Here is a 21,799-nt window from a genome sequence, read left to right as displayed (position 1 = left end):
TCGATCCGAAGCTGCCGCGGCAGCCGGTGCCGGCCAGCGACGGCGCCGACTATCTGAAGACCGTGCCGGGCTTCGCCGCGATCCGCAACGGCGGCACCAACGGCGATCCGGTCCTGCGCGGCATGTTCGGCTCGCGGCTCAACGTGCTCAGCAACGACGGCACCCTGGTCGGCGCGTGCCCGGCGCGGATGGACAACGCCTTGTCCTACATCGCGCCGGAGACTTTCGACCGGCTCACCATCGTCAAGGGCCCGCAGACCGTGCGCTGGGGGCCCGGCGCCTCCGCCGGCACCGTGCGCTTCGAGCGCGACACCCCGCATTACGCGGCGCCGACGCTGGAAGGCGAGGCCAGCGCGCTGGTCGGGTCTTGGAACCGCAACGACCAGAACCTGGACCTGCGCGGCGGCAACCGCAGCGGCTACGCCCGCGTGGACGCCAACCGCTCCGAGGCCGGCGACTACCGCGACGGCGACGGCGCAGTGGTGCCGTCGCGCTGGCGCAAGTGGAATGCCGACGCCGCGGTCGGCTGGACTCCGGACCCGGACACCGTGCTGGAACTCTCCGCCGGCAGCGGCGACGGCCTGGCCCGCTACGCCGGGCGCAGCATGGACGGCACCCAGTTCCGTCGCACCAGCTACGCCGCGCGCTTCGAGCGCACCGACCTGCCCGGCGCCTGGGAAGCGCTGCGCGCCAACGCCTACGTCAACGATGCCGACCACGTCATGGACAACTACACGTTGCGCCGGCCCAACCCGCAGTCGGCGATGCCGATGCCGATGGCCGCCAACGTGGACCGGCGCACCCGCGGCGGGCGCGTGGAATCGGAGTGGCGCTGGGAGCAGGTCGTGGTCCAGGCCGGCGTCGACACCCAGCAAAGCCGCCACCGCGACCGCAGCGCCAGCGGCGAGGGCGCATACCGGACCGTGCCGTGGCGCACCGACGCGCGGTTCGACAATCTTGGCGCGTTCGCCGAGGCGACCTTCGGCGCCGGCACGGCGCAGCGCTGGATCGCCGGCCTGCGCCTGGATCGCGCGCAGGTCGAGGACACCCGGCGCAGCATCGGCATGATGGGCATGCCCAATCCCACTGCCGGACAGACGCGCAGCGAAGACCTGGGCAGCGGTTTCCTGCGCGTGGAGCGCAACCTCTCGGCCGACACCGTCTGGTATGCCGGCCTCGGCCGCAGCGCACGCATGCCGGACTACTGGGAGCTGTTCTCTGCCGACATGGGCCCGATGGGCGCGGCCAACGCCTTCGCCGGGCTGCGCCCGGAACGCACCACCCAGCTCGATCTCGGCCTGCAGTACCGCGGCGCGACCGTGCAGGGTTGGGTCTCCGCCTACGCCGGGCGGGTGCAGGACTTCATCCTCTTCACCTATGCCGACGGCGGCATGATGGGCACCAGCACCCGCGTCGACAATGTCGATGCGCGCATCGCCGGCGCCGAGGCGGGACTGGATTGGCAGCCGTTGCACGGCCTGACTCTCGGCGGCACGCTGGCCTACGCCTGGGGCGAGAACCGCAGCGACGGCACGCCCTTGCCGCAGATGCCGCCGCTGGAATCGCGGCTGCGACTGGAGTGGGAAGGGCAGCGCTGGTCGGCCGGGGCGCTGCTGCGCGCGGTGGCGCGGCAGGGGCGGGTGGCGTTGGACCAGGGCAACGTGGTCGGCCGCGACCTCGGCCGCAGCGCCGGTTTTGCCACGCTGGGGGTGAGCGGCGGCTACCGGGTCAGTGAGGGGCTGCGGCTGAGCGCCGGCATCGACAACGTGTTCGACCGCCGCTACAGCGAACATCTCAACCTGGCCGGCAGCGCCGATTTCGGCTTCCCGGCCGACCCGGTGCGCATCGCCGAACCGGGCCGCAATCTCTGGTTGAAGGGCAACTACCGGTTCTGAGCGACCGGCGCACGCGACGCCCAGGCGGGCGTCGCGTGCGCCGCTCAGCCGTGGCCGATCAGAACCATTCCAGCAGCGAGATGCCGACGCCGACGTAGGTGGCGCGGTGGTTGTAGTCGATCATGCTCTCGCCATAGCCGTCGAACACCTGCACATGGCCGCGCAGCAGGTTGCTGATCGGGAAGCCCCAGTCCAGCTGCACCGCGCCGTGCGAGCGGTCGCCGCCGCGCAGCGAATGCCGTGCCATCAGCGCCACCTCGTGGCCGTTGCGGTTGTAGATCAGGGTCGCGTCGCCGCGGCCCATGTAGTCCTCGATGTCCGGATTGTTGTCCTGCTTGCGGCTCTCCGGGATGCGGTACCAGGGGCGCAGCACCAGCGCCCAGTTGTCGCGGTCCAGACCGATGTTGAGCATCGCCCGGTTCCAGCTGCGCGACAGCGGATCGCTGCGGCCGTTGGACTGGTGGGTCAGCTGGATGCCGGTCATCCGTCCCTTCCAGCCGAACAGGCTGTAGTTGTTGCGGAACACCAGCATCAGTTCCGGCTCGTAGTTGGTCTCGCGGAACGGCCGCGACTGCTCCGCGTTGTAGACCTGCCAGCGCGAGCTCTGGGTATACGCGCCCCACAGGTCGCCGTTGTCGCCGAAGATGTTCTCCACGATCTTGGTCTTGAAGCTCAGCTGGAACTTCGCCTCCACGCTGTCCAGCGGCTCGGCGGTGGTCACCGTGTTGACCGGGTTCGGCGAGGACGGCAGCTCGTTCTTCTTGCTGGTCCAGAACGCCGGCAGCAGGTACACCGGCTTGTAGGCGCGCAGCTGGAAGGTGCCCAGCTTGGAGTCCTTGGCCAGTTCCCAGCGGCTGTCCAGCAGCGAGCCCTTGCCGGCATTGGCGATGGTGCTGTCGTAGCGGTCCTGCTTGAAGATCGCGGCGGCGCGTTGGCGGGTGCGCTCGGCGACGCCGGCGTCTTCCGGCACGCTGGCGTCCAGCTGTTGCTTCTGGCGTTCGCTGGCAGCCTTTGCCGCGGCATCGGCGGCCTGCGGATCGGCGGTGCGGCGCGACAACGCCTGGTCGTAGCAGGCCAGGCGGGCGGCGTCGCTGGAAATCGCCACGCAGGCTTCCGGCGAGGCGGGGGTGGGCAGGACTTCCTGCGCGTGCGCAAGCGGCACGGCCGCGATCGACAGCAGCAACAGGGGACGGACCTGACGATGGGACATGCGGTTCTCGCTGCAACGGGCGGCGCGGGCGGGTGGTGCGCTGCCGGGGTGAATGGCCGGCAGGGAAAATACAGGAAGTGACGACAACAGGGTCATCACACGTTCATGCTGCCGCCGCGACGCCGGCTTCAGGCGTACTGCGTCAGAGCAGCCAGGCCACCGCGAACACCGCGAGCATCGCCAGCGCCAGGCCGAGCTTGGCGGCGGTACCCAGGACGATGCCCAGCCAGGTGCCGACGCCGACGCGGGTCGCCTGGCGCAGTTCGCGGCCGTGCCAGTACTCCCCGACCAGGGCACCGACGAAGGGGCCGACGAACAGCCCGATCGGCATGAAGAACATGCCGGCGATCCCGCCCAGCACCGATCCCCACAACGCCTTGCGGCTGGCGCCGACGCGCTGCGCACCGAACGCGGTGGCCAGCAGGTCGACCAGCAGCGACAGCGCGGTGAGCACGCCGAGCACGGTCAGCGTCGGCCAGCCGAGCCGCTGGAAGCCGTCGGCCCAGGCCGCCAGCAGCATCCCGGCGAACATCAGCGGGGTGCCGGGCAGGGCCGGCAGCAGCACCCCTGCCAGCCCGACCAGCACCAGGAGACCGGCACAGACGTAATAGATGAATGCAGGGTCCACGTGGCTCACCGCGGGGGAGGTTTGGGGGTTGACAGATGGGGTCTTTTTGCTGATTGCATTTTCATTTTGACCGGGGTAAGTTGCAGCCGCTGCGTTTGCAAAGGTCACCGTGAATCGTGGCCTGATGCGGTAGATCCACCGATCCGCTACATCGTTATACCTCGCTTCCTCCTTGCAACCAGCCGCCGCACCCCACGGCGTACCCACCCCTGAGACGTGTTCCAAGGAGTAAGTCGATCATGAACGGCACTGGCAATCGCGAAAACGGCACCGTGAAGTGGTTCAACGATGCCAAGGGTTTCGGTTTCATCAGCCGCGAAAACGGCGAGGACGTGTTCGTGCACTTCCGGGCGATCCAGACCCAGGGCTTCAAGAGCCTGAAGGAAGGCCAGAAGGTCAGCTTCACCGTGGTGCAGGGCCAGAAGGGCCTGCAGGCCGACGCGGTGCAGCCGCTCTGAGGCGTTGTCGCGCGCCGCGTCGCGCGCAGCAAAAAGGCCCGCACTGCGGGCCTTTTTGCGTTTCGGGGCAGGTCGGCGAGGCCGATCAGCGCGGCACGACGCGCCCGTTCACCACGCGCACGTAGGTGTTCTCGCGCACCCCGGCCAGGTCGCGCTGGTTGACCACGATCACCCGGCCGTCGTCCATCTGCACATGCACGTCGTAGGTGTCGCTGGTGACGTTCTTCTGGATCTGGTTGCCGGCGAGTGCGCCAGCCGCCGCGCCGGCCACCGCCGACACGTTCTGGTTGCCCTTGCTGCCGCCGGTGTGGTCGGAAATCTCGTGGCCGGCGACCGCGCCGACGATGCCGCCCAGGATCGCGCCCGTGGCCGACGGCGCAGTGCGGCCGGACGGTACGGTGTCGATGCGGGTGACGATGCCGCAGTCGACGCAGCGAGTCTGGGTGTAACCGCCGCGCGCCGGCTGGCTGTAGCCGCCGCCGTAACCGCCGCCATAGCCCGGGGACGTGGCGCAGCCTGCCAGCGCCAGGGTCGCCACGGCAGCGGTGGCCATCAGTTGAATCTTCATGGGTGCTCTCCTCGACAGTGATGGAGCGCGGCGGCAGCGCCGCGTTCGCACGCATCCTGTCCATCCCTGCGTGAATGAAACGCCAACCCTGGCAGGGGCCGTTCAGCCTCGCGCCGGCTCGCGTCAGCGGCAATTCATCGACACGCGCACTGGCACATGTGCGCTGAAGCCACGTCGCCAGCGCAGCGAGGCCTGCGTCGGTCCGTTAGCGAAACCCCGGCAGCAAGCTCGGCGCCGCTCTCGCCGGGCGCTCAGCGGAAATCGCGGTGGCAGGCGTCGCAGCGTTCGTCGATCTGCTGGCGCGCCTGCGCCAGCGCGGCGCAGTCGGCCGGCGGCTGTGCCAGCGCCGCGTCCACACCGGCGCGCAGCGCATCGGCGTGCTCGCGGAAGCGGCTGTCGTCGGCCAGGTCGGGAAACGCCGTGCCCAGTTCGTCGCCGAGCAGGCGCAGCGTGCGCAGCCGCGCCTGCGGACCCGCGCCGCTGCATTGCCGGTGCGCGGCGTCGCGTTCGAGCAGCGCCAGTTGCTTGCCCATGACCTGCATCAGGCTGCGCGGGAATGGATCCTGCCGCGCCTGCACCGCGCGCAGCGCCATCACCGTCAGCACCAGGCCGAGCAACAGGCCGGCCAGCAGCACGAACAGATAGCGTGAGGTGGAGGCGGGCGGGGATGAGGGCGGCTTGGCCATGGCAGGCATGCGCAGCGGGATGGAGTGCCGATGGTACGCCTGCGGCGACGCGTCGCGCGCGGGCCGCCAAGCCACGCCGCGAATCCCCAGTCCCCAGTCCCCAATCCCGGCTCCCCAGGCAATCCCCTAAAATGCGCGGATGAACGAACAATGGCGCGAACGCTTCGCCGGCATCGACCGGCTCTACGGGCAAGGCACGATCGCGCGGCTGGCGCGCTGCCGGGTGGCGGTGGTCGGCATGGGCGGGGTCGGCTCGTGGGTGGTCGAGGCGCTGGCGCGCTCGGCCGTCGGGCATCTGACCCTGATCGACGCCGACGACATCTGCGTGTCCAACACCAACCGGCAACTGCCGGCACTGGCCGGTCAGTACGGGCGCAACAAGGCGGTGGCGATGGCCGAGCGCTGCGTGGCGATCAATCCGCAGATCGAGGCGGTGGCGGTCGAGGCCTTCCTCACCCCGACCAACATCGCCGACTTGCTCGATGCCGGCTTCGACCTGGTGATCGATGCCTGCGACAGCTTTCGGGTCAAGGTCGAGACCATCGCCTGGTGCCGGCGGCGCAAGCTGCCGCTGCTGACCGTGGGCTCGGCCGGCGGGCGCACCGATCCGACCCTGGTGCGGATCCGCGACGTGTCGCGCACCGAGCACGACGCCATGCTGGCGCTGATCCGCAAGAAGCTGCGTAGCGAGTTCAATTTCCCCAAGAACCCGCAGCGCTATTTCGGCGTGCCGGCGGTGTACTCGCTGGAGAACGTGCGCTATCCGCAGGCCGATGGCAGCGTCTGCGGACTGCGGCCGGTGCTGGGGCCGGATGCGGCCTTGAATCTGGACTGCGGCGCCGGGCTGGGCGCGGCCACCCACATCACCGGTGCGTTCGCCTTCGCCGCGGTCGGCAAGGCGCTGGAGATGCTGTTGAAGCGCGCGGTGGCGCGCGAGGCGGCGGCCGCCTAGCGCGCGCTGGACGGCGGCGGCGCGTCCGGGGCGCGCGTGGCCGCGCCGCTCATCAGGTTGCGCTCGGTGCCGGCCTGCAGGAAGGCCAACCGTTCCAGGTCGTGCGCCGGCTGCGGCCGGCCGAACAGGAAGCCCTGGAAGTGCCGGCAACCCATCGCCGAGAGCATCTCGCACTGCTGCGCATCTTCGATGCCTTCGGCCAGCGCGACCATGCCCATCACCTCCGAGATCTCCACGATCTTGGCCAGCAGGCGCCGCGAGGACTCGTCGGCCTTGGCGTCGTTGACGAACTGCCGGTCGATCTTGAGCTTGGTGACCGGCAGCGTCCTGAGCATGGCCAGCGACGAGAAGCCGGTGCCGAAATCGTCCAGCGCCCAGCCGATGCCGAACGCCTTGAGTTCGTGCATCTTGGCGCGCACCCCGGCGGTGTCCACGTACAGCGCCGATTCGGTCAGTTCGAATTCCAGCGACGCCGGCGCCACCCCCTCGCTGGTGATCACCTGCTTCACCGACGCCACGAAGTTGGGATCGAGCAACTGCACCGGGCTGACGTTCACCGCGACCACCAGCGCACGCAGATCCTGCTCGTGCGACCAGCGCCGCAGCGTGCTGCAGGCCTGGCGCAGCACTTCCAGTCCCACGTCCCGGATCAGCTGGCTCTCTTCGGCCAGCGGGATGAATTTGTCCGGGGTCAGCAGCTTGCCGCTGGGATGGCGCCAGCGCACCAGCGCCTCGGCGCCGAGCATGCTGCCGTTCGCGCTCACCTGCGGCTGGTACAGCACCTCGATCTCGCCGTTGCCGACTGCGCGCGCCAGTTCCCGCTCCAGCGAAATGCGCGCGTTCACGTCGTTGCGGTAGATGTGCAGGATCGCCGCGAGCAGGCCGGCCGCGCAGGCCATGTTGGAGATCGCGCCGAGCCGGCGCATCCCCAGCGGTGGCGAGGACGCCGGCGCCAGCCAGTCCAGTTCGCCCGAACCGAACGCGACGAAGGCGCCCAGGCACGCCAGCGGGAACACCAGCGCGCGGTAGCGGCGGCTGCGGTCGAACACGAACAGCGCGCCGGCCGCCAGCGGCAGGAAGAAGGTGTGCACCGAGCGCGGCACCGTGCCGATCGGCGCATCGATGAACGAGATCACCAGCACCACCACGAACACGCCATGCGCCACCAGCGACAACGAGGCCTCGTCGCAATGGCGGCGGCGGCACAGCGCGAGCAGGCCGACCGCCGTGAGCCCGACGAAGGCGAGCGCCAGTTCCGGCCGGCCGTAGTACAGGTAGCACACGGTCCACAAGGCGCCGAGCGTGGTGCACGAGACCCCGGCCAGGGTCAGGGTGCTGCGCATCTTGCGGCTGCGATTGCTGTCGCGGAATTTCAGGGAGACCCAGCTTTCGCCGTTGGAGACGTGTTTCTCCGAACTCGCGGCGCTTTTCATCGTCGTGGCGCTCGCATGCGCGATGGCTCCGCTCGCGCCGGGGCGGCCGCGGAGGAGGCGATCGCACGCGTGCGCCGCGCGCTGTGGAGAAGCGGGTAGGGGATACGGCTTGCCGGTTGTTTCACGCCAGGATGATCCGATCTGCCAGAACGCGTGCCATCGAGCCGGCCGCCGAGCCTTTTGCTGAGAGCGAACGGGTTCACACTCCGGTGCCTGGCGGACAAAAGATCCGCTCGCCGTTCAGCGCGGTGCACAGTAGCAGAAGCCAGCAGGCGGAAACCCTGTCGAAAGACCGTGATCCGGTAGCCCAGTTCACAGTTTCGTACGAAAGATGCGCGGCAAGCGACGTTCGCGCGGATTGCTGCAGCGTGGAGCTGCGCGTTGGCCAGCGTGCCTGTGTGCCGAGCGGCGCTTGCGCGGGGCGCCGCTACGCCGGCGAGCGGTGTGCGCTGTGTCTGCGGGACAGTCCTGCGTCAGCCCGGCGCGGCTGCGTCGGGAAGCACGTCGGGCAGGCCGAACAAGCGCCGCGCATTGGCCGTGGTCTGCGCGGCGATGGAGTCGGCAGGTGCGTCGCGCAGCGCGGCAATGGTGTCCAGCACCGTGCGCAGCCGCGCCGGTTCGTTGCGCTGGCCGCGGATCGCGGCATCGGGCTGGTCCGGCGCATCGGTTTCCAGCAGCAGCTGTTGCAACGGCACCGTGGCGGCGAGCCGGCGCAGGCGCTGCGCCCGTGCGTAGGTGACCGGCCCGCCCAGGCCGATCAGGAAATCCAGCGACTGCAACTGTGCCGCCTGCTCGGCGCTGCCGGCGAAACTGTGCACCACGCCACGCAGGCGCCCGACCTTGCGGATTGCCAGGATCACCGCGTCCACCGCGCGCCGCGCATGCACGATCACCGGCAGGTCGAACTCGCGTGCCAGTTGCAGCTGGCCAGCGAAGTAGCGCTGCTGCTCGGCTTCGTCCAAGCCTTCGACGAAGAAGTCCAGGCCGCATTCGCCGATCGCGCAGGGACGCTCGCGTTCGATCCACTCGCCGAGCAAGGGCAGGTGCTCGGGCCGGTGCTCGGCCAGAAACAGCGGATGCAGGCCATACGCCGGATACAGGCCGGGCGCGGCCGCGCAGACCGCACGCAGCTTCGCCCAGGACGCCGCGGTCACCGCCGGCACCACCTGCGCCTGCACGCCCGCCGCCTGCGCGCGCGCGATCACCGCGTCGCGGTCCGGATCGAACTCCTCCGCGTCCAGGTGGCAGTGGCTGTCGATCAACGGCATCGGCGCTCAGCGGCGCGCGCGTTGCGCGGTCGAGTTCAGCGGCTCGGTGGCCGGCGCCGGGGTGCGGGTCTTCCAGTTGGCCAGCAGCAGGGTGCCCAGGCCGAACACGATCTCGTCGATGAAGGGCACCGGATCGGGCAGCAGCACGCTCAGCACGAACAGCCCGGCGGTGATCTTGAACAGCGTCGGGTAGCGCAATTTGCCCGCCCAGCGCAGCAGCGGATAGACGATCGGGTTGGGCATGTCAGGTGCTCCTGGGCAGCGGTGGAAACGCTAACAGCTTTGATATGGCGACGTTCCGGGGGCGTTACCAGTTGCGTGTACGCCGCGTTACTGAATAGGGAGCGGATCGGTTCAGCTTCGGCATGGTAATCACAGCACCGTAGACAACGCGGTCAGCCCGCAGGAGAGCACACATGAAAAGCACTACGACAACCGTTCTGGTCGCGGCTGGCGCCTTGCTGGTCGGCGGCGTCGCCACCGCGGCCTTCATGAACAATCGCGACAAACCAGTGGACGTCGCCAGCGGCGACGTGCGCCCGGCCCTGGACAATACCCGCGGCGACAGCGCGATGGACAACAGCGTCGGCGGCAAGCTCGAGTACGCCGACGTGGTCCGGGTCGACCCGATCACCCAGAAGCAGCAGCGCTACGCCGAGGTGATCGGCACCGAGCCGCTGCGCCAGACCTCCACCACCACCACGCCACGCCAGGTGTGCAACGACGTGGTGGTGCAGGAGCGCCTGCCCGAGCGCGACGGCAATGTCGGCGGCACCGTGGTCGGTGCGGTGGTCGGCGGCCTGCTCGGCAACCAGATCGGCCATGGCAACGGCCGCAAGGCCGCGACTGCGGCCGGCGCGGTGGCCGGTGGCTTCATCGGCAACCGCATCGACCAGAACCATGTCGGCGGCCGCGTGGTCGACCGCACCGAGCGCCAGTGCCACACCGAGAACAGCACCGCGCAGTCCTCGACCATCACCGGCTACAACGTGACCTACCGCAACGACGACGGCACCACCGGCACCATGCGCATGGACAGCAAGCCGGGCAGCCGCATCGCCATGGGCACGCAGGACGTGGTCAAGGGCTACGACGTGACCTACCGTTACGACGGCCAGGAAAAAACCGTGCGCATGGACGACCGCCCGAACAGCGACCGCCTGCCGGTGCTGGACGGCCGCCTGGTCACCCAGACCGCCTCGGCCGGCGACACTACCGTCAGCCAGCGCTGAGTCGCAGCGCGGTTGCATCTCCGAAGGCCGGCGCTTGCGCCGGCCTTCTTCCATTTGAGGGCGGCGGCGCAGGCGGGGCCGATACAATGCGGCTTTCGCCGTGGACACCGCCATGCCCTTGCCTTGCGACGACCTGTTCAACGTAGCCGCGCTGCTCAGCGAGGAGGAGCGCGCGATCCAGCAGGCGGTGGCGCGCTTCGTCGACGCCAAGGTGCTGCCGGTGATCGGCGACGCCTTCGACCAAGCGCGGTTCCCGCGCGAACTGGTGCCGGAACTGGCGCAACTCGGGCTGCTCGGCGCCAGCCTGCCCGCCGGGCAGGGCGGTGGCGGCCTCAACGCGGTCTGCTACGGCCTGATCTGCCAGGAACTGGAGCGCGGCGACAGCGGCCTGCGCAGCTTCGTCAGTGTGCAGTCCTCGCTGTGCATGTACCCGATCCATGCCTACGGCAGCGACGCGCAACGCCAGCGCTGGCTGCCGGCGATGGCCGCCGGCACGGCGATCGGCTGCTTCGGCCTGACCGAGTCCCAGGGCGGCTCCGACCCGGCGGCGATGCAGACCCATGCGGTGCGCGACGGCGACGGTTGGCGCCTGAGCGGCAGCAAGATGTGGATCACCAACGGCAGCATCGCCGACGTGGCGATCGTGTGGGCGCAGACCGACGACGGCATCCAGGGTTTCCTGGTCGAGGCCGGCACCCCGGGCTTCGGCACCCAGGACATCGCGCACAAGATGAGCCTGCGCGCCTCGGTGACCTCGGCGCTGTTCTTCGACGACGTGCGCCTGCCCGACAGCCAGCGCCTGCCCGGCGTGCGCGGTCTGAAGGGGCCGCTGGGCTGCCTGACCCAGGCCCGCTACGGCATCAGCTGGGGCGCGATCGGCGCGGCCATCGCCTGCCTGCGCGAGGCGCTGGCCTATGCCGGTGAGCGCATGCTGTTCGGGCGGCCGCTGGCGGCGACGCAGAGCGCGCAGATCAAGCTGGCCGACATGGCACGGCGCATCGCCAGCGCGCAGTTGCTGGCGCTGCAACTGGGCCGGCTCAAGGACGCCGGCACGCTGCAGCCGGCGCAGGTGTCGCTGGTCAAGTGGAACAACGTGCGCATGGCCCTGGACATCGCCCGCGAATGCCGCGACCTGCTCGGCGGCGCCGGTATCACCACCGACTATGGCGCGATCCGGCATGCGCTGAACCTGGAATCGGTGATCACCTACGAGGGCACCGAGACCGTGCACCAACTGGTGGTCGGCCGCGAACTGACCGGCATCAATGCGTTTTGAAGCCATCGCCCGCGGCCGGCTGCGGGCCTGTTCAAAGGAGAACCGACGATGAGCGTCTTCGATGTGCGCGTGGAAACCGAGCGCCTGGTGCTGCGCCCGCCCACTGCCGAGGATTTCGCGGCGTTCTGCGCCTTTTCCGCCGACACCGAGACCATGCATCACCTTGGCGGCGTGCAGGCGCCATCGGTGGTCTGGCGCAGCCTGACCTCGCTGGTCGGCAGCTGGCAGTTGCAGGGCTTTGCGATGTTCTCGGTGATCGAGAAGCGCAGCTGGCAGTGGATCGGCCGGGTCGGTCCCTGGCAGCCGCACGGCTGGCCGGGTCCGGAGGTCGGCTGGGGCATCGCCCGCGCGTTCTGGGGCCAGGGCTATGCGCCGGAGGCGGCCGCGGCGTCGATCGACTGGGCGTTCGCGCAATTGGGCTGGACCGAGGTGATCCACACCATCGTGCCGGACAACGCCAACTCCAAGGCGGTGGCGGCCAAGCTAGGCTCGCGCTACCTGCGCCAGGACCGCCTGCCCGAGCCGCTGCAGGCGTTCGAGGTGGAAGTGTGGGGCCAGTCGCGCGCGCAGTGGCAGGCGCGGCGCTGAGCCACGACGACGGCAGCATTCGACACAGGAGCAGCACATGGCATCCGAACGTTTTCCCCTGACCGTGTACGGCATGGCGCTGTCCGGCAATTGCTACAAGGTGCGGCTGTTGCTGGACCAGCTCGGTTGCGGCTACCGCTGGGTCGAGGTCGACAGCGCCAACGGCCAGACCCGCACCCCGGCGTTCCTGGCCAAGAATCCCAACGGCAAGGTGTCGCTGCTGGAACGCGAGGACGGGCGCGTGCTGGCCGAATCCAACGCCATCCTGTGCTGGTTGGCCGAGGGCACCGGGTATCTGCCCGCCGATCCCTGGCAGCGCGCGCAGGCGCTGAGCTGGCTGTTCTTCGAGCAGTACAGCCACGAACCCTACGTGGCGGTGGCGCGCTTCGTCTGCGGCTGGACGCCGCCCGACTCGCCGCGCCGTGCCGAACTGCCGCGCCTGCGCGAGGGCGCGCTGCGGGCGCTGGCGGTGATGGAGCAGCACCTGCAGGCGCAGGCCTGGTTCACCGGGCCGGCCTACGGCATCGCCGATATCGCGTTGTTCGCCTATACGCATTGCGCCGGCGATGCCGGCATCGCGCTGACCCAGTATCCGGCGCTGTGCGACTGGCTGCAGCGGGTGCGCGCGACGCCGGGTTTCGTGGCGCTGCCGCCGCTGCCGGAGGACGTGCAGGCACGTTTGGCGCAGACCGGGACGTCAACGGCGTTCACCTGACTGCCGCGCGCCGGCGGCTAGCCTGCAGGTCCATTCGGTCAGGAGTAACGCCATGAGCCAGTACCGCATCGCCGTGTTCGTCGGCAGCCTGCGCAAGGAATCGTTCAACCGGCGTCTGGCGCACGCGCTGGAGCGACTTGCGGGCGACCGAGCCCGTTTCGAGTACGTCGAGATCGGCGACCTGCCGCTGTACAACCAGGACCACGACCACGACTATCCGGCACAGGGCCGGCGCCTGAAGACGCAGGTCAGCGGCGCCGACGCGGTGCTGTTCGTCACCCCCGAATACAACCGTTCCATCCCCGGTGTGCTCAAGAACGCCATCGACCTGGGCTCGCGGCCGTACGGCGAGAGCGCCTTCGCCGGCAAGCCGGCCGCGGTGTGCGGCACGTCGCCCGGGGCGATCGGCACCGCTCTGGCGCAACAGCACCTGCGCAACGTGCTGGCTTACCTGGACATGCCGGTGCTGGGGCAGCCGGAGATCTTTCTGCAGTTCAAGGAGGGCCTGATCGCCGAGGACGGCGCGATCGACGACGAGCGCACGCGCAAGTTCCTCGCCGGCTTCGTCGACAAGTTCATCGCCTGGATCGACGAACTGCAGGCCTGAAGCGCCACCGCGGCGCGTGCCGTGGTGCGCGGATGGGGCAGGGCGGGCCTTGTGCGACGCGGTCTCGGCGAGGTTCTCAACCGCTTGTCCCCAGACTTGTCCCCAGCCTCTGGCGAGGCGGGACGATGCAGGTGCCCCCGCTCAGGCAGGCGCCCTGTGTCGAGCGTCGCCCTAGCCCCGGCCGGGCGCGGCGACTAAAATCGGCGCCCGGGCCGCGGTAAGGCCGCGCCCGGCGCCCGCGCCCCACAGAGAAGACCCAGTCTATGTCCGCCCGTCCCGGCTACCGCGGCGATCGCAAAAGCGAGCGCAGCGAACGCAGCGAGCCGCGTCTCGACCAGTTGCGCGTGCCGCCGCACTCGATCGAGGCCGAACAGGCCGTGCTCGGCGGCCTGATGCTCGCGCCGGACGCCTACGATCGGGTCAACGACCAGCTCACCGAGAACGATTTCTACCGGCGCGATCACCAGTTGATCTACCGCGCGATCCGCGAGCTGGCCGAGAAGGGACGCCCGTTCGACGCGGTGACCCTGGGCGAGTGGTTCGAATCGCAGGGCAAGCTGGAGATGGTCGGCGACGGCGCCTACCTGATCGAACTGGCCAGCACCACGCCCTCGGCCGCCAACATCGTCGCCTACGCCGAGATCGTCCGCGACAAGGCGGTGCTGCGGCAGTTGATCGAGGTCGGCACCACCATCGTCAACGACGGCTTCCAGCCGGAAGGGCGCGAGAGTTCGGAACTGCTGGCGTCGGCGGAAAAGGCGGTGTTTCAGATCGCCGAGGCCGGCGCGCGCGGGCGCAGCGACTTCGTGGCGATGCCCGGCGCGTTGAAGGACGCGTTCGAGGAACTGCGCAACCGCTTCGAGAACGGCGGCAACATCACCGGCCTGCCGACCGGCTACAACGACTTCGACGCGATGACCGCCGGCCTGCAGCCGACCGACCTGATCATCCTCGCCGCGCGTCCGGCGATGGGCAAGACCACCTTCGCGCTGAACATCGCCGAGTACGCGGCGATCAAGTCGAAGAAGGCGGTGGCGGTGTTCTCGATGGAAATGTCCGCCTCGCAGCTGGCGATGCGCCTGATCTCCTCCAACGGCCGCATCAACGCGCAGCGCCTGCGCACCGGCCAGCTCGAGGACGAGGACTGGGCTCGGGTCACCGGCGCGATCAAGATGCTCAAGGAGACCAAGATCTTCATCGACGACACGCCGGGCGTGTCGCCGGAAGTGCTGCGCTCCAAGGCGCGCCGGCTCAAGCGCGAGCACGACCTGGGCCTGATCGTGATCGACTACCTGCAGCTGATGTCGGTGCCCGGCAACAGCGAGAACCGCGCCACCGAGATCTCGGAGATCTCGCGCTCGCTCAAGGGCCTGGCCAAGGAGCTGGGGGTGCCGGTGATCGCGTTGTCGCAGCTCAACCGCTCGCTGGAAACCCGCACCGACAAGCGTCCGGTGATGGCCGACCTGCGCGAATCGGGCGCGATCGAGCAGGACGCGGACATGATCGTGTTCATCTACCGCGACGACTACTACAACAAGGAAAATTCGCCGGACAAGGGCCTGGCCGAAATCATCATCGGCAAGCACCGCGGCGGCCCGACCGGGTCGTGCAAGCTCAAGTTCTTCGGCGAATACACCCGCTTCGACAATCTCGCCCACGACTCGGTGGGCGCGTTCGAGTAAGCCTGCGCGCTACGCGCACATCATCTTGCGAGTGCGGCGCCCGGTACGTTCCGGGCGCCGGCGTGAGGACGCGACGCAGCGATCAGTAGGGAATCTCGATCTCGGCGTTGCTGGTGGCGTCGTAGGTGTTGGCGCCGTACTCGGCGTGGTGGGTGCAGACCACGGTGATCTTGCGATAGATGCCGTAGACGAAGTTCGACTTGAAGTGCACGTCGACCAGCGCGCCGTTGCCTTCCTCGTCGTAGTCGGTGGTGTAGCCGTTGCCGATCTGGTCGTAGGCGTTGCAGCGCACGTTGATGTAGTTGGCATCGACGCGGTCGTTGTTGGCGTTGGCGAAGCGCGAGTACGCGCGGATCTTCAGGCGCTTGCCGCCGGCCGGACGTCCGTCGGACTCGTAGCCCTGGTTCTGGATCACCCCCTGCAGTGTGTAGACCGGCGTGCTGCCGCCGCCACCGCCGCCGCCACACGACGCTTCGGCGTCGCCTTGCAAGACTTCGTTCTGCTGCAGCCCGGGTTCGGGCTCGCACGCCATCGCCAGCGGGGCGGCGAGGCTCAGTGCGAGGGTGAGGGCGGCTTTTGCGATGCGCTTGTCCATGGGTCTTGCTCTCCTGAAATCATTGCGGATGTCGGCGATGGGCGTGGCCGTGCTGCGCCGTTGGCTGCCCGCAGCGCGTCGCGGCCCTGTCGATGCAGGTCCGGGCGCGGGCGGTTCGGGGCGCACGCAACCGCGCTCGCCGGCCGTGATGACCGTGAGATCGCAGAGGCGATGGCGGATGTTCCCCCCGTGCGCGCGAGACGGCCGTGGCCATGTCGTGCGCGGTGCAGCGAAAGCACGAATGACGTCCTTCCCCGGAACGTCATCCATCAGCAGCGGTCGCGGCGCCGTTTCGACATGACGGCGCCCGCCACGGCGTTATAGCAGGGAGGATGAGGTGCACGCGCGCGGCGTGTGGCGATGTCTACGAAATCCGGTCAGCACGGCACTCGCGCAGCAGCATCGGCAGCGTCGAAGCGGGTACGGGCGTTTCGCATGCTCACCTGGCCGCTGCACCCGATCCGTATCATGGCGCGTCCTTCGCTGCGTCCCTTCGCATGAGCTACGCCATCGTCTGGTTCCGGCGCGACCTGCGCCTGCACGATCAACCTGCCTTGCAGGCCGCTCTGGATGCCGGGCATACGCCGGTGCCGGTGTACCTGCACAGCCCGGAAGACGAGGGCGCATGGGCCGCCGGCGCGGCTTCGCGCAGCTGGCTGCAGCGCTCGCTGGCGGCGCTGGACGCGCAACTGCGTGCGCGCGGTTCGTGCCTGATCCTGCGCCAGGGCCCGGCCGAGACCGCCTTGCGCCAGGTGATCGCCGACTGCGGCGCGGTGGCGGTGTACTGGAACCGCCGCTACGAGCCGGCCACGCAGCCGCGCGATGCGCGGCTCAAGCGCGAACTGCGCGAGCAGGGCCTGGAGGTGCACAGCCACAACAGCGCGCTGCTGTTCGAACCCTGGCAACTGGCGACGCAGCAGGGCGGCCCGTACAAGGTGTTCACCCCGTTCTGGCGCAGCGCCTTGAGCCATTGGCAGGTGCCCGCGTTGCAGGCCGCGCCGAAGACGCTGCCAGCGCCGCCCAAGGATCTGGACAGCCTGCCGCTGGAACGACTCGGCCTGGCGCCGGCGCTGGACTGGGACCGCGGCTTCTGGGAGGTCTGGCAGCCGGGCGAGGCGGGCGCACACGAGGCGCTGGACGTGTTCGTCGACGGCGCGCTGCGCGACTATCTCGATGGCCGCGACCGCCCCGACCAGGTCGGCACCTCGCGGCTGTCGCCGCACCTGCATTTCGGCGAGATCGCGCCATGGCGCATCGTCGCGACGCTGGAACGGCAGCGCCGCGCCGCCACCGCCGCGGCGATCGACGGCTACATCCGCCAGCTCGGCTGGCGCGATTTCGCCCACCACCTGCTGCACCATTTCCCGGACACGCCCGAGCGCAACCTCAATCCGCGCTTCGAGCGCTTTCGCTGGGCCAAGCCCGATGCGGCGACATTGCACGCCTGGCAGCGCGGACGCACCGGCGTGCCGATCGTCGATGCCGGCCTGCGCGAGCTGTGGCACACCGGCTGGATGCACAACCGCGTGCGCATGATCGTCGCCAGCTACCTGTGCAAGCACCTGCGCGTGCATTGGTCCGAAGGCGCACGCTGGTTCTGGGACACCCTGGTCGATGCCGACCTGGCCAACAACACCCTGGGCTGGCAGTGGGTGGCCGGCACCGGCGCCGACGCCGCACCGTATTTCCGCGTGTTCAATCCGGTGACCCAGGCGCAGAAGTTCGATCCGAAGGGCGAGTACATCGCGCGTTGGGTGCCGGAACTGGCGGCGCTGCCGGTGGCCGACCGCTTTGCGCCCTGGCAGGCGCCGCAGCGGCTGGCGCACGCCGCCCCGCAGTATCCGCGGCAGCCGATCGTGGACCTGGCCGCCGGCCGCGATGCGGCGCTGGCCGCCTATCGCGAGACCGCCGCCGGCTGAGCACGGGCGCGGTGTTGCGCGGCGCAGCACGGCCGCAGGCGCGATTGACGCCCTTCGCGGGGCCATGATTCACTCCGGGCTCGGACAGGAGCCCGCATGGCCACCAGCTCAGCTCGCCGCAAGCCGCAGCGCGAACCGATGTCGCGCGTGGACACCGCCTGGTTGCGGATGGACCGGCCGACCAATCCGATGATGATCACCGGCGTGCTGATGTTCGACGAGCCGCTGACCCTGCCTGCGCTCAAACAACTGGTGCGCAAGCGCTTCCTGGCCTTCCCGCGGTTCCTGCAGAAGCCGGTGGAGACCGCCACCGGCGCCTACTGGCAGCGCGACGACGATTTCGATCTGGACTGGCACGTGCGCCTGTCGGCCTTGCCCGGGCGCGGGCAGAAGAAGGCGCTGGAGCGCTTCGCCGGGCAGATGGCCTCCACGCCCTTGGACAAGACCAAGCCGCTGTGGCAGTTCCACCTGATCGAGCGCTACGAAGGCGGCTCGGCGCTGGTGGCGCGCATCCACCACAGCTATGCCGACGGCATCGCGCTGGTGCAGGTGCTGCTGTCGCTGACCGATACCCAGCGCACCCCGGAGCCGTCGGCGCAGCTCGGGCGCGCCTGGCTCAAGGACGACGGCAAGGAGGTGGTGCGCCGGGTCGGCGCGGTGGACCGCTACCTCAAGCTCGGCGGGCGCATGCTCGACAAGGGCCGGGCGATGGCGCAGGACCCGAACCTGCCGCAGATGCTGGCGCGCGAAGGCGGGCTGATCGGCCGCGAACTGGTCAATGCGCTGCTGCTGGCCGACGATCCGCCGACGCTGCTGCGCGGCCGCCTCGGCGTCAGCAAGCGCGTGGCCTGGGCCGAGCCGCTGGACCTGGACGAGGTCAAGGCGGTGGGCCGCGCCTGCGACTGCACGGTCAACGACGTGCTGATGGCGACCATGGCCGGCGCCTTGCGCGACTACATGCTCGAACGCGGCGAACGCCTGGACGGGGTGACCCTGCGCGCCACCGTGCCGGTCAACCTGCGCCCGCTGGAGCACGCGCGCAAGCTCGGCAACCACTTCGGCCTGGTGTTCCTGGACCTGCCGGTGGGCGAGGCCAACCCGGTGCGGCGCCTGCAGTGCGTGGCCGAGTCGATGCAGCAGCTCAAGCAGTCGCGGCAGGCGATGGTGGTGTTCGGCCTGCTCGCGGCGGTGGGCATGGCGCCGGCGGCGCTGCAGTCGGCGGCGCTGGACCTGTTCAGCCGCAAGGCCACCACCGTGGCGACCAATGTGCCGGGGCCGCAGCAGCCGCTGTACCTGGCCGGCAGCCGCGTGCGCGAGATGATGTTCTGGGTGCCGCAGACCGGCTCGATCGGCGTCGGCGTGTCGATCATGAGCTACAACCACCGCGTGCACTTCGGCCTGATCGGCGATGCGCGGCTGATTCCCGATCCGGACGCGGTGATGCGGCGGGTCGGCGCCGAGTTCGAAAAGCTGCTGTACCTGGCGCTGATGGGCGATTGGGAGCAGCCGCTGCGCGCGGCCGACGCCGAAGACCTGCTGCCGTCTTCCTGAACCGGGCGCATCGCGCGCCGGGCTGCGTTCATCCGCGCCTCGCGTGGCCCTGTTTATGCTGCGGCCACGTCAAACCAGGTTCGGAGAGAACATGATGAAAACGACCACCCTTCGCGGCGTGTCCGTGGCCCTGGCCAGTGCGCTGGTGCTGTCCGCTTGCGCCACCGGCGGCTCCTACGTGCAGCGCGACCAGTACGGCAATCCCACCGAGCAGCAGAACCGCACCGGCCGCGGCGCGCTGATCGGCACCGCGGTCGGCGTGGCCGCCGGCCTGCTCAGCGGCAGCAGCGCCACCGAGCGCCGCCAGCACGCGATGATCGGCGCCGGCATCGGCGCGCTCAGCGGCGCGGCGATCGGCAACTACCAGGATCGGCAGGAACGCGCGCTGCGCGAGCGCACCGCCAACACCGGTATCGACGTGCGCCGCGACGGCGACAACATCACCCTCAACCTGCCCGACGGCATCACCTTCGACTTCAACCAGTCCACGCTCAAGCCGCAGTTCTATTCGGCGCTCAACGGCGTGGCCCAGACCCTGGGCGAATACAACCAGACCATGATCGAGGTGGTCGGCCACACCGACAGCATCGGCAGCGATGCGGTCAACCAGCGTCTGTCCGAACAGCGCGCGTCCTCGGTGGCCGCTTACCTGACCGCGCAGGGCGTGCAGCCCGAGCGCATCCAGACCCTGGGCGCGGGCAAGAAGTACCCGATCGCCGACAACAGCACCGAGGCCGGTCGCGCGCAGAACCGCCGCGTGGAGATCCGCGTGGTGCCGCTGCGCGCCTCGGCCGGCTGACCGATCCGCCGACCGCAACGACGAACGGGCCGCACTGCGGCCCGTTCGCGTTTTTGCGCCGCTGCTGCGACGCGTTGTGCGCGGCGCGGCTCAGACCAGTGCCGCGTCCTCTTCGTCCTCGGCTTCCGTCTCCAGCGGCGCCGCCGGCACCGGCGCCGGTGTGGCTGCGACGCGCGGCAGGCTGGCCAGCGACTGCGTGTTCATCGCCACGCCGCTGCACAGGGTGAACTCCGCGCCGTCCTCGGCCTGCTGCGTGGCCAGCTTGGCCGGGCACTGCGCCATCATGTAGCTGACGTCGAAGTTGAGCTTGTCGACCAGGAAGTCGACGAAGGCGCGCACCTTCGGCGAGAGCATGCGCCCGCCCGGGAACACCGCGTTGAAGTCCAGGTCCGGCCCGACCCAGCCGCCTAGCACGCGCCGCGCCTTGCCGGCCTCGATCAGCGGCTTGATCGTCGCGTCGCTGGCCAGCACCAGGCCTTCGCCGCAGACCAGGCCGCCGATCAGCGCCGCCGAATCGTTGGCCAGCAGGATCGGCTGGACCAGGAATTCGCCGCTCTGCTTGCCGTTGCGCAGCGGCCAGCACAGCCGGTTGCCGCCGCCGCGGCCGTTGCTCAGCGCCAGCGTGCGGTGGTGCTGCAGATCGTCCGGATGCAGCGGTTCGCCATGGCGCTCGATGTAATACGGGCTGGCGAAGACCTGGGTGCGGAAGGTGGCGAGCTTGCGCGCGACCATGGTCGAATCCGGCAGCGTGCCCATGTGCAGGGCCACGTCCACGCCTTCGGCGATCGGGTCGACCTTGTCGCTGGTCATGATCATCTCCAGGCGCACTTCCGGGTGCTGGCGGTGGAATTCGCCCAGGATCGGCGCCACCCAGGAGATGCCGGCCGAATAGGGCACGCTGAAGCGCAGCCAGCCGCGCGGGCCGGCCTGCAACTGGCCCACCGCGCTCTCGGCTTCCTCCAGTTCGCGGGCGATGCGCTGGCAATGCTCGTGGTAGACCGCGCCGGCCTCGGTCAGCCCGAGCCGGCGCGTGGTCCGGTGCAGCAGGCGCGCGCCCAGCCGCGCCTCCAGGTCCTGCACCTTGCGGCTGACGGTGGTCTTGGGCAGGCCGAGGGCATTGGCCGCGGCGATGAAGCTGCCTTGCTCGACCACCTTGACGAAGATCAGGGTGTCGTTCAGATCGTGGCTCATGGCGGTTCCTTGAGGTGGAGACGATTGGACCGATAGCGGGACGATTATTCCCCTTAATTCGGACTAATCAAGTGCGGCTTTGGCGCCTAATTTGTCCGCATTCGCCATCACCGACGAGCTTTGCCCATGTCGATGCGCACGCTGTTCCAGTTTTTCGCCTGCCCCGATCGCCAGCTGCGGCGCCGTTTCGCGCCGGTGGCGACGGCGCAATCCCTTTACCCGAGGGCGTTTCGCGAGTTCACGCCGCCGCCGCGGCGGCAGGGCGGCAGCAGCCTGCGCCTGGGCGCGTCCGGCACCGACGGGCTGGGGCGGATCGCGATTGTCCCGTCCGCGGGAGGAAAAGTCCCGTGAGCGGGACGTTGGCCGCCGAAGTCCTGGTCCTCGGGGGCAGCGGCACGGTCGGGCAGGGCGTAGTCCAGGCGTTGCTGGAGGCGGGCAGCCCGGTGCTGGCGGTGGCGCGCGACCGCGCCCGCCTGGCCGCGCTGCGCGATCGCCACCGCGACGAACCCGCGCTGGACGTGCTGTGCGGCTCGGTCGCCACCGACA

23 protein-coding genes are annotated in these 21,799 nt (G+C 69.6%); 14 read left to right on the top strand and 9 right to left on the bottom strand.

Annotated elements, in window-relative coordinates; translation table 11 throughout:
• Positions 1 to 1,895 (top strand): TonB-dependent copper receptor (locus D183_RS0110990; RefSeq protein ID WP_017909033.1); only part of this gene is annotated, 1,895 nt, incomplete at its 5' end.
• Positions 1,896 to 1,953: 58 nt separating this feature from the next.
• Here D183_RS0110990 and D183_RS0110985 read toward each other — a convergent pair.
• Together D183_RS0110985 and D183_RS0110980 are read right to left on the bottom strand one after the other, a co-directional pair.
• A complete protein-coding gene (locus D183_RS0110985) occupies positions 1,954 to 3,105 on the bottom strand; it encodes a phospholipase A (protein WP_026143478.1) in 1,152 nt (383 codons plus the stop codon).
• Positions 3,106 to 3,247: 142 nt separating this feature from the next.
• Positions 3,248 to 3,733: a DUF456 domain-containing protein gene (locus D183_RS0110980; protein WP_026144378.1), complete on the bottom strand. Its 486-nt coding sequence runs from the start codon at positions 3,731 to 3,733 to the stop codon at positions 3,248 to 3,250.
• A gap of 239 nt (positions 3,734 to 3,972) precedes the next feature.
• Between D183_RS0110980 and D183_RS0110975 the strand changes: the two genes are divergently transcribed.
• Positions 3,973 to 4,191, top strand: a complete 219-nt coding sequence (locus tag D183_RS0110975; protein WP_017909030.1) for a cold-shock protein — start codon at positions 3,973 to 3,975, stop codon at positions 4,189 to 4,191.
• Between the two features lie 85 nt (positions 4,192 to 4,276).
• Here the strand turns inward: D183_RS0110975 and D183_RS0110970 are convergent, their stop codons facing one another.
• Both D183_RS0110970 and D183_RS0110965 read right to left on the bottom strand, forming a co-directional pair.
• A complete protein-coding gene (locus D183_RS0110970; protein WP_017909029.1) occupies positions 4,277 to 4,759 on the bottom strand; it encodes a glycine zipper 2TM domain-containing protein in 483 nt (160 codons plus the stop codon).
• Positions 4,760 to 5,010: 251 nt separating this feature from the next.
• The gene (locus D183_RS0110965) at positions 5,011 to 5,445 is read right to left on the bottom strand and encodes a hypothetical protein (protein WP_017909028.1); all 435 of its coding nucleotides are present in this window, start codon (positions 5,443 to 5,445) and stop codon (positions 5,011 to 5,013) included.
• A gap of 139 nt (positions 5,446 to 5,584) precedes the next feature.
• Between D183_RS0110965 and D183_RS0110960 the strand changes: the two genes are divergently transcribed.
• Positions 5,585 to 6,397, top strand: a complete 813-nt coding sequence (locus tag D183_RS0110960) for a tRNA threonylcarbamoyladenosine dehydratase (RefSeq protein WP_017909027.1) — start codon at positions 5,585 to 5,587, stop codon at positions 6,395 to 6,397.
• Here the strand turns inward: D183_RS0110960 and D183_RS0110955 are convergent.
• The 3 genes from D183_RS0110955 to D183_RS0110945 all read right to left on the bottom strand — a co-directional run bounded on the left by D183_RS0110955 (position 6,394) and on the right by D183_RS0110945 (position 9,341).
• Positions 6,394 to 7,830, bottom strand: coding sequence for a putative bifunctional diguanylate cyclase/phosphodiesterase (locus tag D183_RS0110955; protein ID WP_017909026.1), 1,437 nt, complete (start codon positions 7,828 to 7,830; stop codon positions 6,394 to 6,396). The two genes, D183_RS0110960 and D183_RS0110955, sit on opposite strands and share 4 nt — an antisense overlap.
• 473 nt (positions 7,831 to 8,303) lie before the next feature.
• Entirely contained in the window at positions 8,304 to 9,098 is a 795-nt protein-coding gene (locus tag D183_RS0110950; protein WP_026143202.1) for a TatD family hydrolase, read from the bottom strand.
• 6 nt (positions 9,099 to 9,104) lie between these two features.
• Positions 9,105 to 9,341, bottom strand: coding sequence for a DUF6116 family protein (locus D183_RS0110945; protein WP_017909024.1), 237 nt, complete (start codon positions 9,339 to 9,341; stop codon positions 9,105 to 9,107).
• Positions 9,342 to 9,514: 173 nt separating this feature from the next.
• On the opposite strand from D183_RS0110945, the gene D183_RS0110940 reads away from it, so the two are divergent.
• The 6 genes from D183_RS0110940 to D183_RS0110915 all read left to right on the top strand — a co-directional run bounded on the left by D183_RS0110940 (position 9,515) and on the right by D183_RS0110915 (position 15,198).
• A complete protein-coding gene (locus D183_RS0110940; RefSeq protein WP_026144377.1) occupies positions 9,515 to 10,330 on the top strand; it encodes a glycine zipper 2TM domain-containing protein in 816 nt (271 codons plus the stop codon).
• 112 nt (positions 10,331 to 10,442) lie between these two features.
• Complete coding sequence (locus D183_RS0110935) at positions 10,443 to 11,606, top strand: acyl-CoA dehydrogenase family protein (RefSeq protein WP_039727137.1); 1,164 nt, start codon at positions 10,443 to 10,445, stop codon at positions 11,604 to 11,606.
• A gap of 48 nt (positions 11,607 to 11,654) precedes the next feature.
• Entirely contained in the window at positions 11,655 to 12,194 is a 540-nt protein-coding gene (locus tag D183_RS0110930) for a GNAT family N-acetyltransferase (protein ID WP_017909021.1), read from the top strand.
• Between the two features lie 37 nt (positions 12,195 to 12,231).
• Positions 12,232 to 12,909: a glutathione S-transferase family protein gene (locus tag D183_RS0110925; RefSeq protein ID WP_017909020.1), complete on the top strand. Its 678-nt coding sequence runs from the start codon at positions 12,232 to 12,234 to the stop codon at positions 12,907 to 12,909.
• A gap of 52 nt (positions 12,910 to 12,961) precedes the next feature.
• Positions 12,962 to 13,516, top strand: coding sequence for an NADPH-dependent FMN reductase (locus tag D183_RS0110920; protein WP_017909019.1), 555 nt, complete (start codon positions 12,962 to 12,964; stop codon positions 13,514 to 13,516).
• Positions 13,517 to 13,779: 263 nt separating this feature from the next.
• Positions 13,780 to 15,198 carry a replicative DNA helicase gene (locus D183_RS0110915; protein ID WP_017909018.1) on the top strand — a complete coding sequence of 473 codons (1,419 nt, stop codon included), beginning with the start codon at positions 13,780 to 13,782 and terminating at the stop codon, positions 15,196 to 15,198.
• A gap of 82 nt (positions 15,199 to 15,280) precedes the next feature.
• On the opposite strand, the gene D183_RS0110910 is transcribed toward D183_RS0110915, so the two are convergent.
• The gene (locus D183_RS0110910; protein WP_017909017.1) at positions 15,281 to 15,793 is read right to left on the bottom strand and encodes a hypothetical protein; all 513 of its coding nucleotides are present in this window, start codon (positions 15,791 to 15,793) and stop codon (positions 15,281 to 15,283) included.
• A 497-nt stretch (positions 15,794 to 16,290) separates the two neighbouring features.
• On the opposite strand from D183_RS0110910, the gene D183_RS0110905 reads away from it, so the two are divergent.
• The 3 genes from D183_RS0110905 to D183_RS0110895 all read left to right on the top strand — a co-directional run bounded on the left by D183_RS0110905 (position 16,291) and on the right by D183_RS0110895 (position 20,062).
• On the top strand, positions 16,291 to 17,712 hold the full coding sequence (locus D183_RS0110905; protein ID WP_017909016.1) for a cryptochrome/photolyase family protein: 1,422 nt from the start codon (positions 16,291 to 16,293) through the stop codon (positions 17,710 to 17,712).
• Positions 17,713 to 17,808: 96 nt separating this feature from the next.
• Entirely contained in the window at positions 17,809 to 19,263 is a 1,455-nt protein-coding gene (locus D183_RS0110900; RefSeq protein ID WP_017909015.1) for a WS/DGAT/MGAT family O-acyltransferase, read from the top strand.
• 94 nt (positions 19,264 to 19,357) lie between these two features.
• Entirely contained in the window at positions 19,358 to 20,062 is a 705-nt protein-coding gene (locus D183_RS0110895) for an OmpA family protein (protein WP_026143200.1), read from the top strand.
• 90 nt (positions 20,063 to 20,152) lie between these two features.
• On the opposite strand, the gene D183_RS0110890 is transcribed toward D183_RS0110895, so the two are convergent.
• Entirely contained in the window at positions 20,153 to 21,253 is a 1,101-nt protein-coding gene (locus D183_RS0110890) for a LysR family transcriptional regulator (protein ID WP_017909013.1), read from the bottom strand.
• 126 nt (positions 21,254 to 21,379) lie between these two features.
• On the opposite strand from D183_RS0110890, the gene D183_RS0110885 reads away from it, so the two are divergent.
• Positions 21,380 to 21,604 (top strand): hypothetical protein, encoded by a 225-nt coding sequence (locus D183_RS0110885; RefSeq protein WP_017909012.1) that lies wholly within the window; start codon positions 21,380 to 21,382, stop codon positions 21,602 to 21,604.
• The coding region (locus tag D183_RS24485) for an NAD-dependent epimerase/dehydratase family protein (RefSeq protein ID WP_039727131.1) at positions 21,601 to 21,799 on the top strand (199 nt) is incomplete at its 3' end. The genes D183_RS0110885 and D183_RS24485, both read left to right, overlap by 4 nt.

This window comes from Xanthomonas sp. SHU 199 (genome assembly GCF_000364665.1).
In the GTDB taxonomy this organism is placed as follows: Bacteria; Pseudomonadota; Gammaproteobacteria; order Xanthomonadales; family Xanthomonadaceae; genus Xanthomonas_A; species Xanthomonas_A sontii.
The sequence above is the reverse complement of the archived record's forward strand: the minus strand, read 5'-3'. Positions and strand labels throughout refer to the sequence as shown.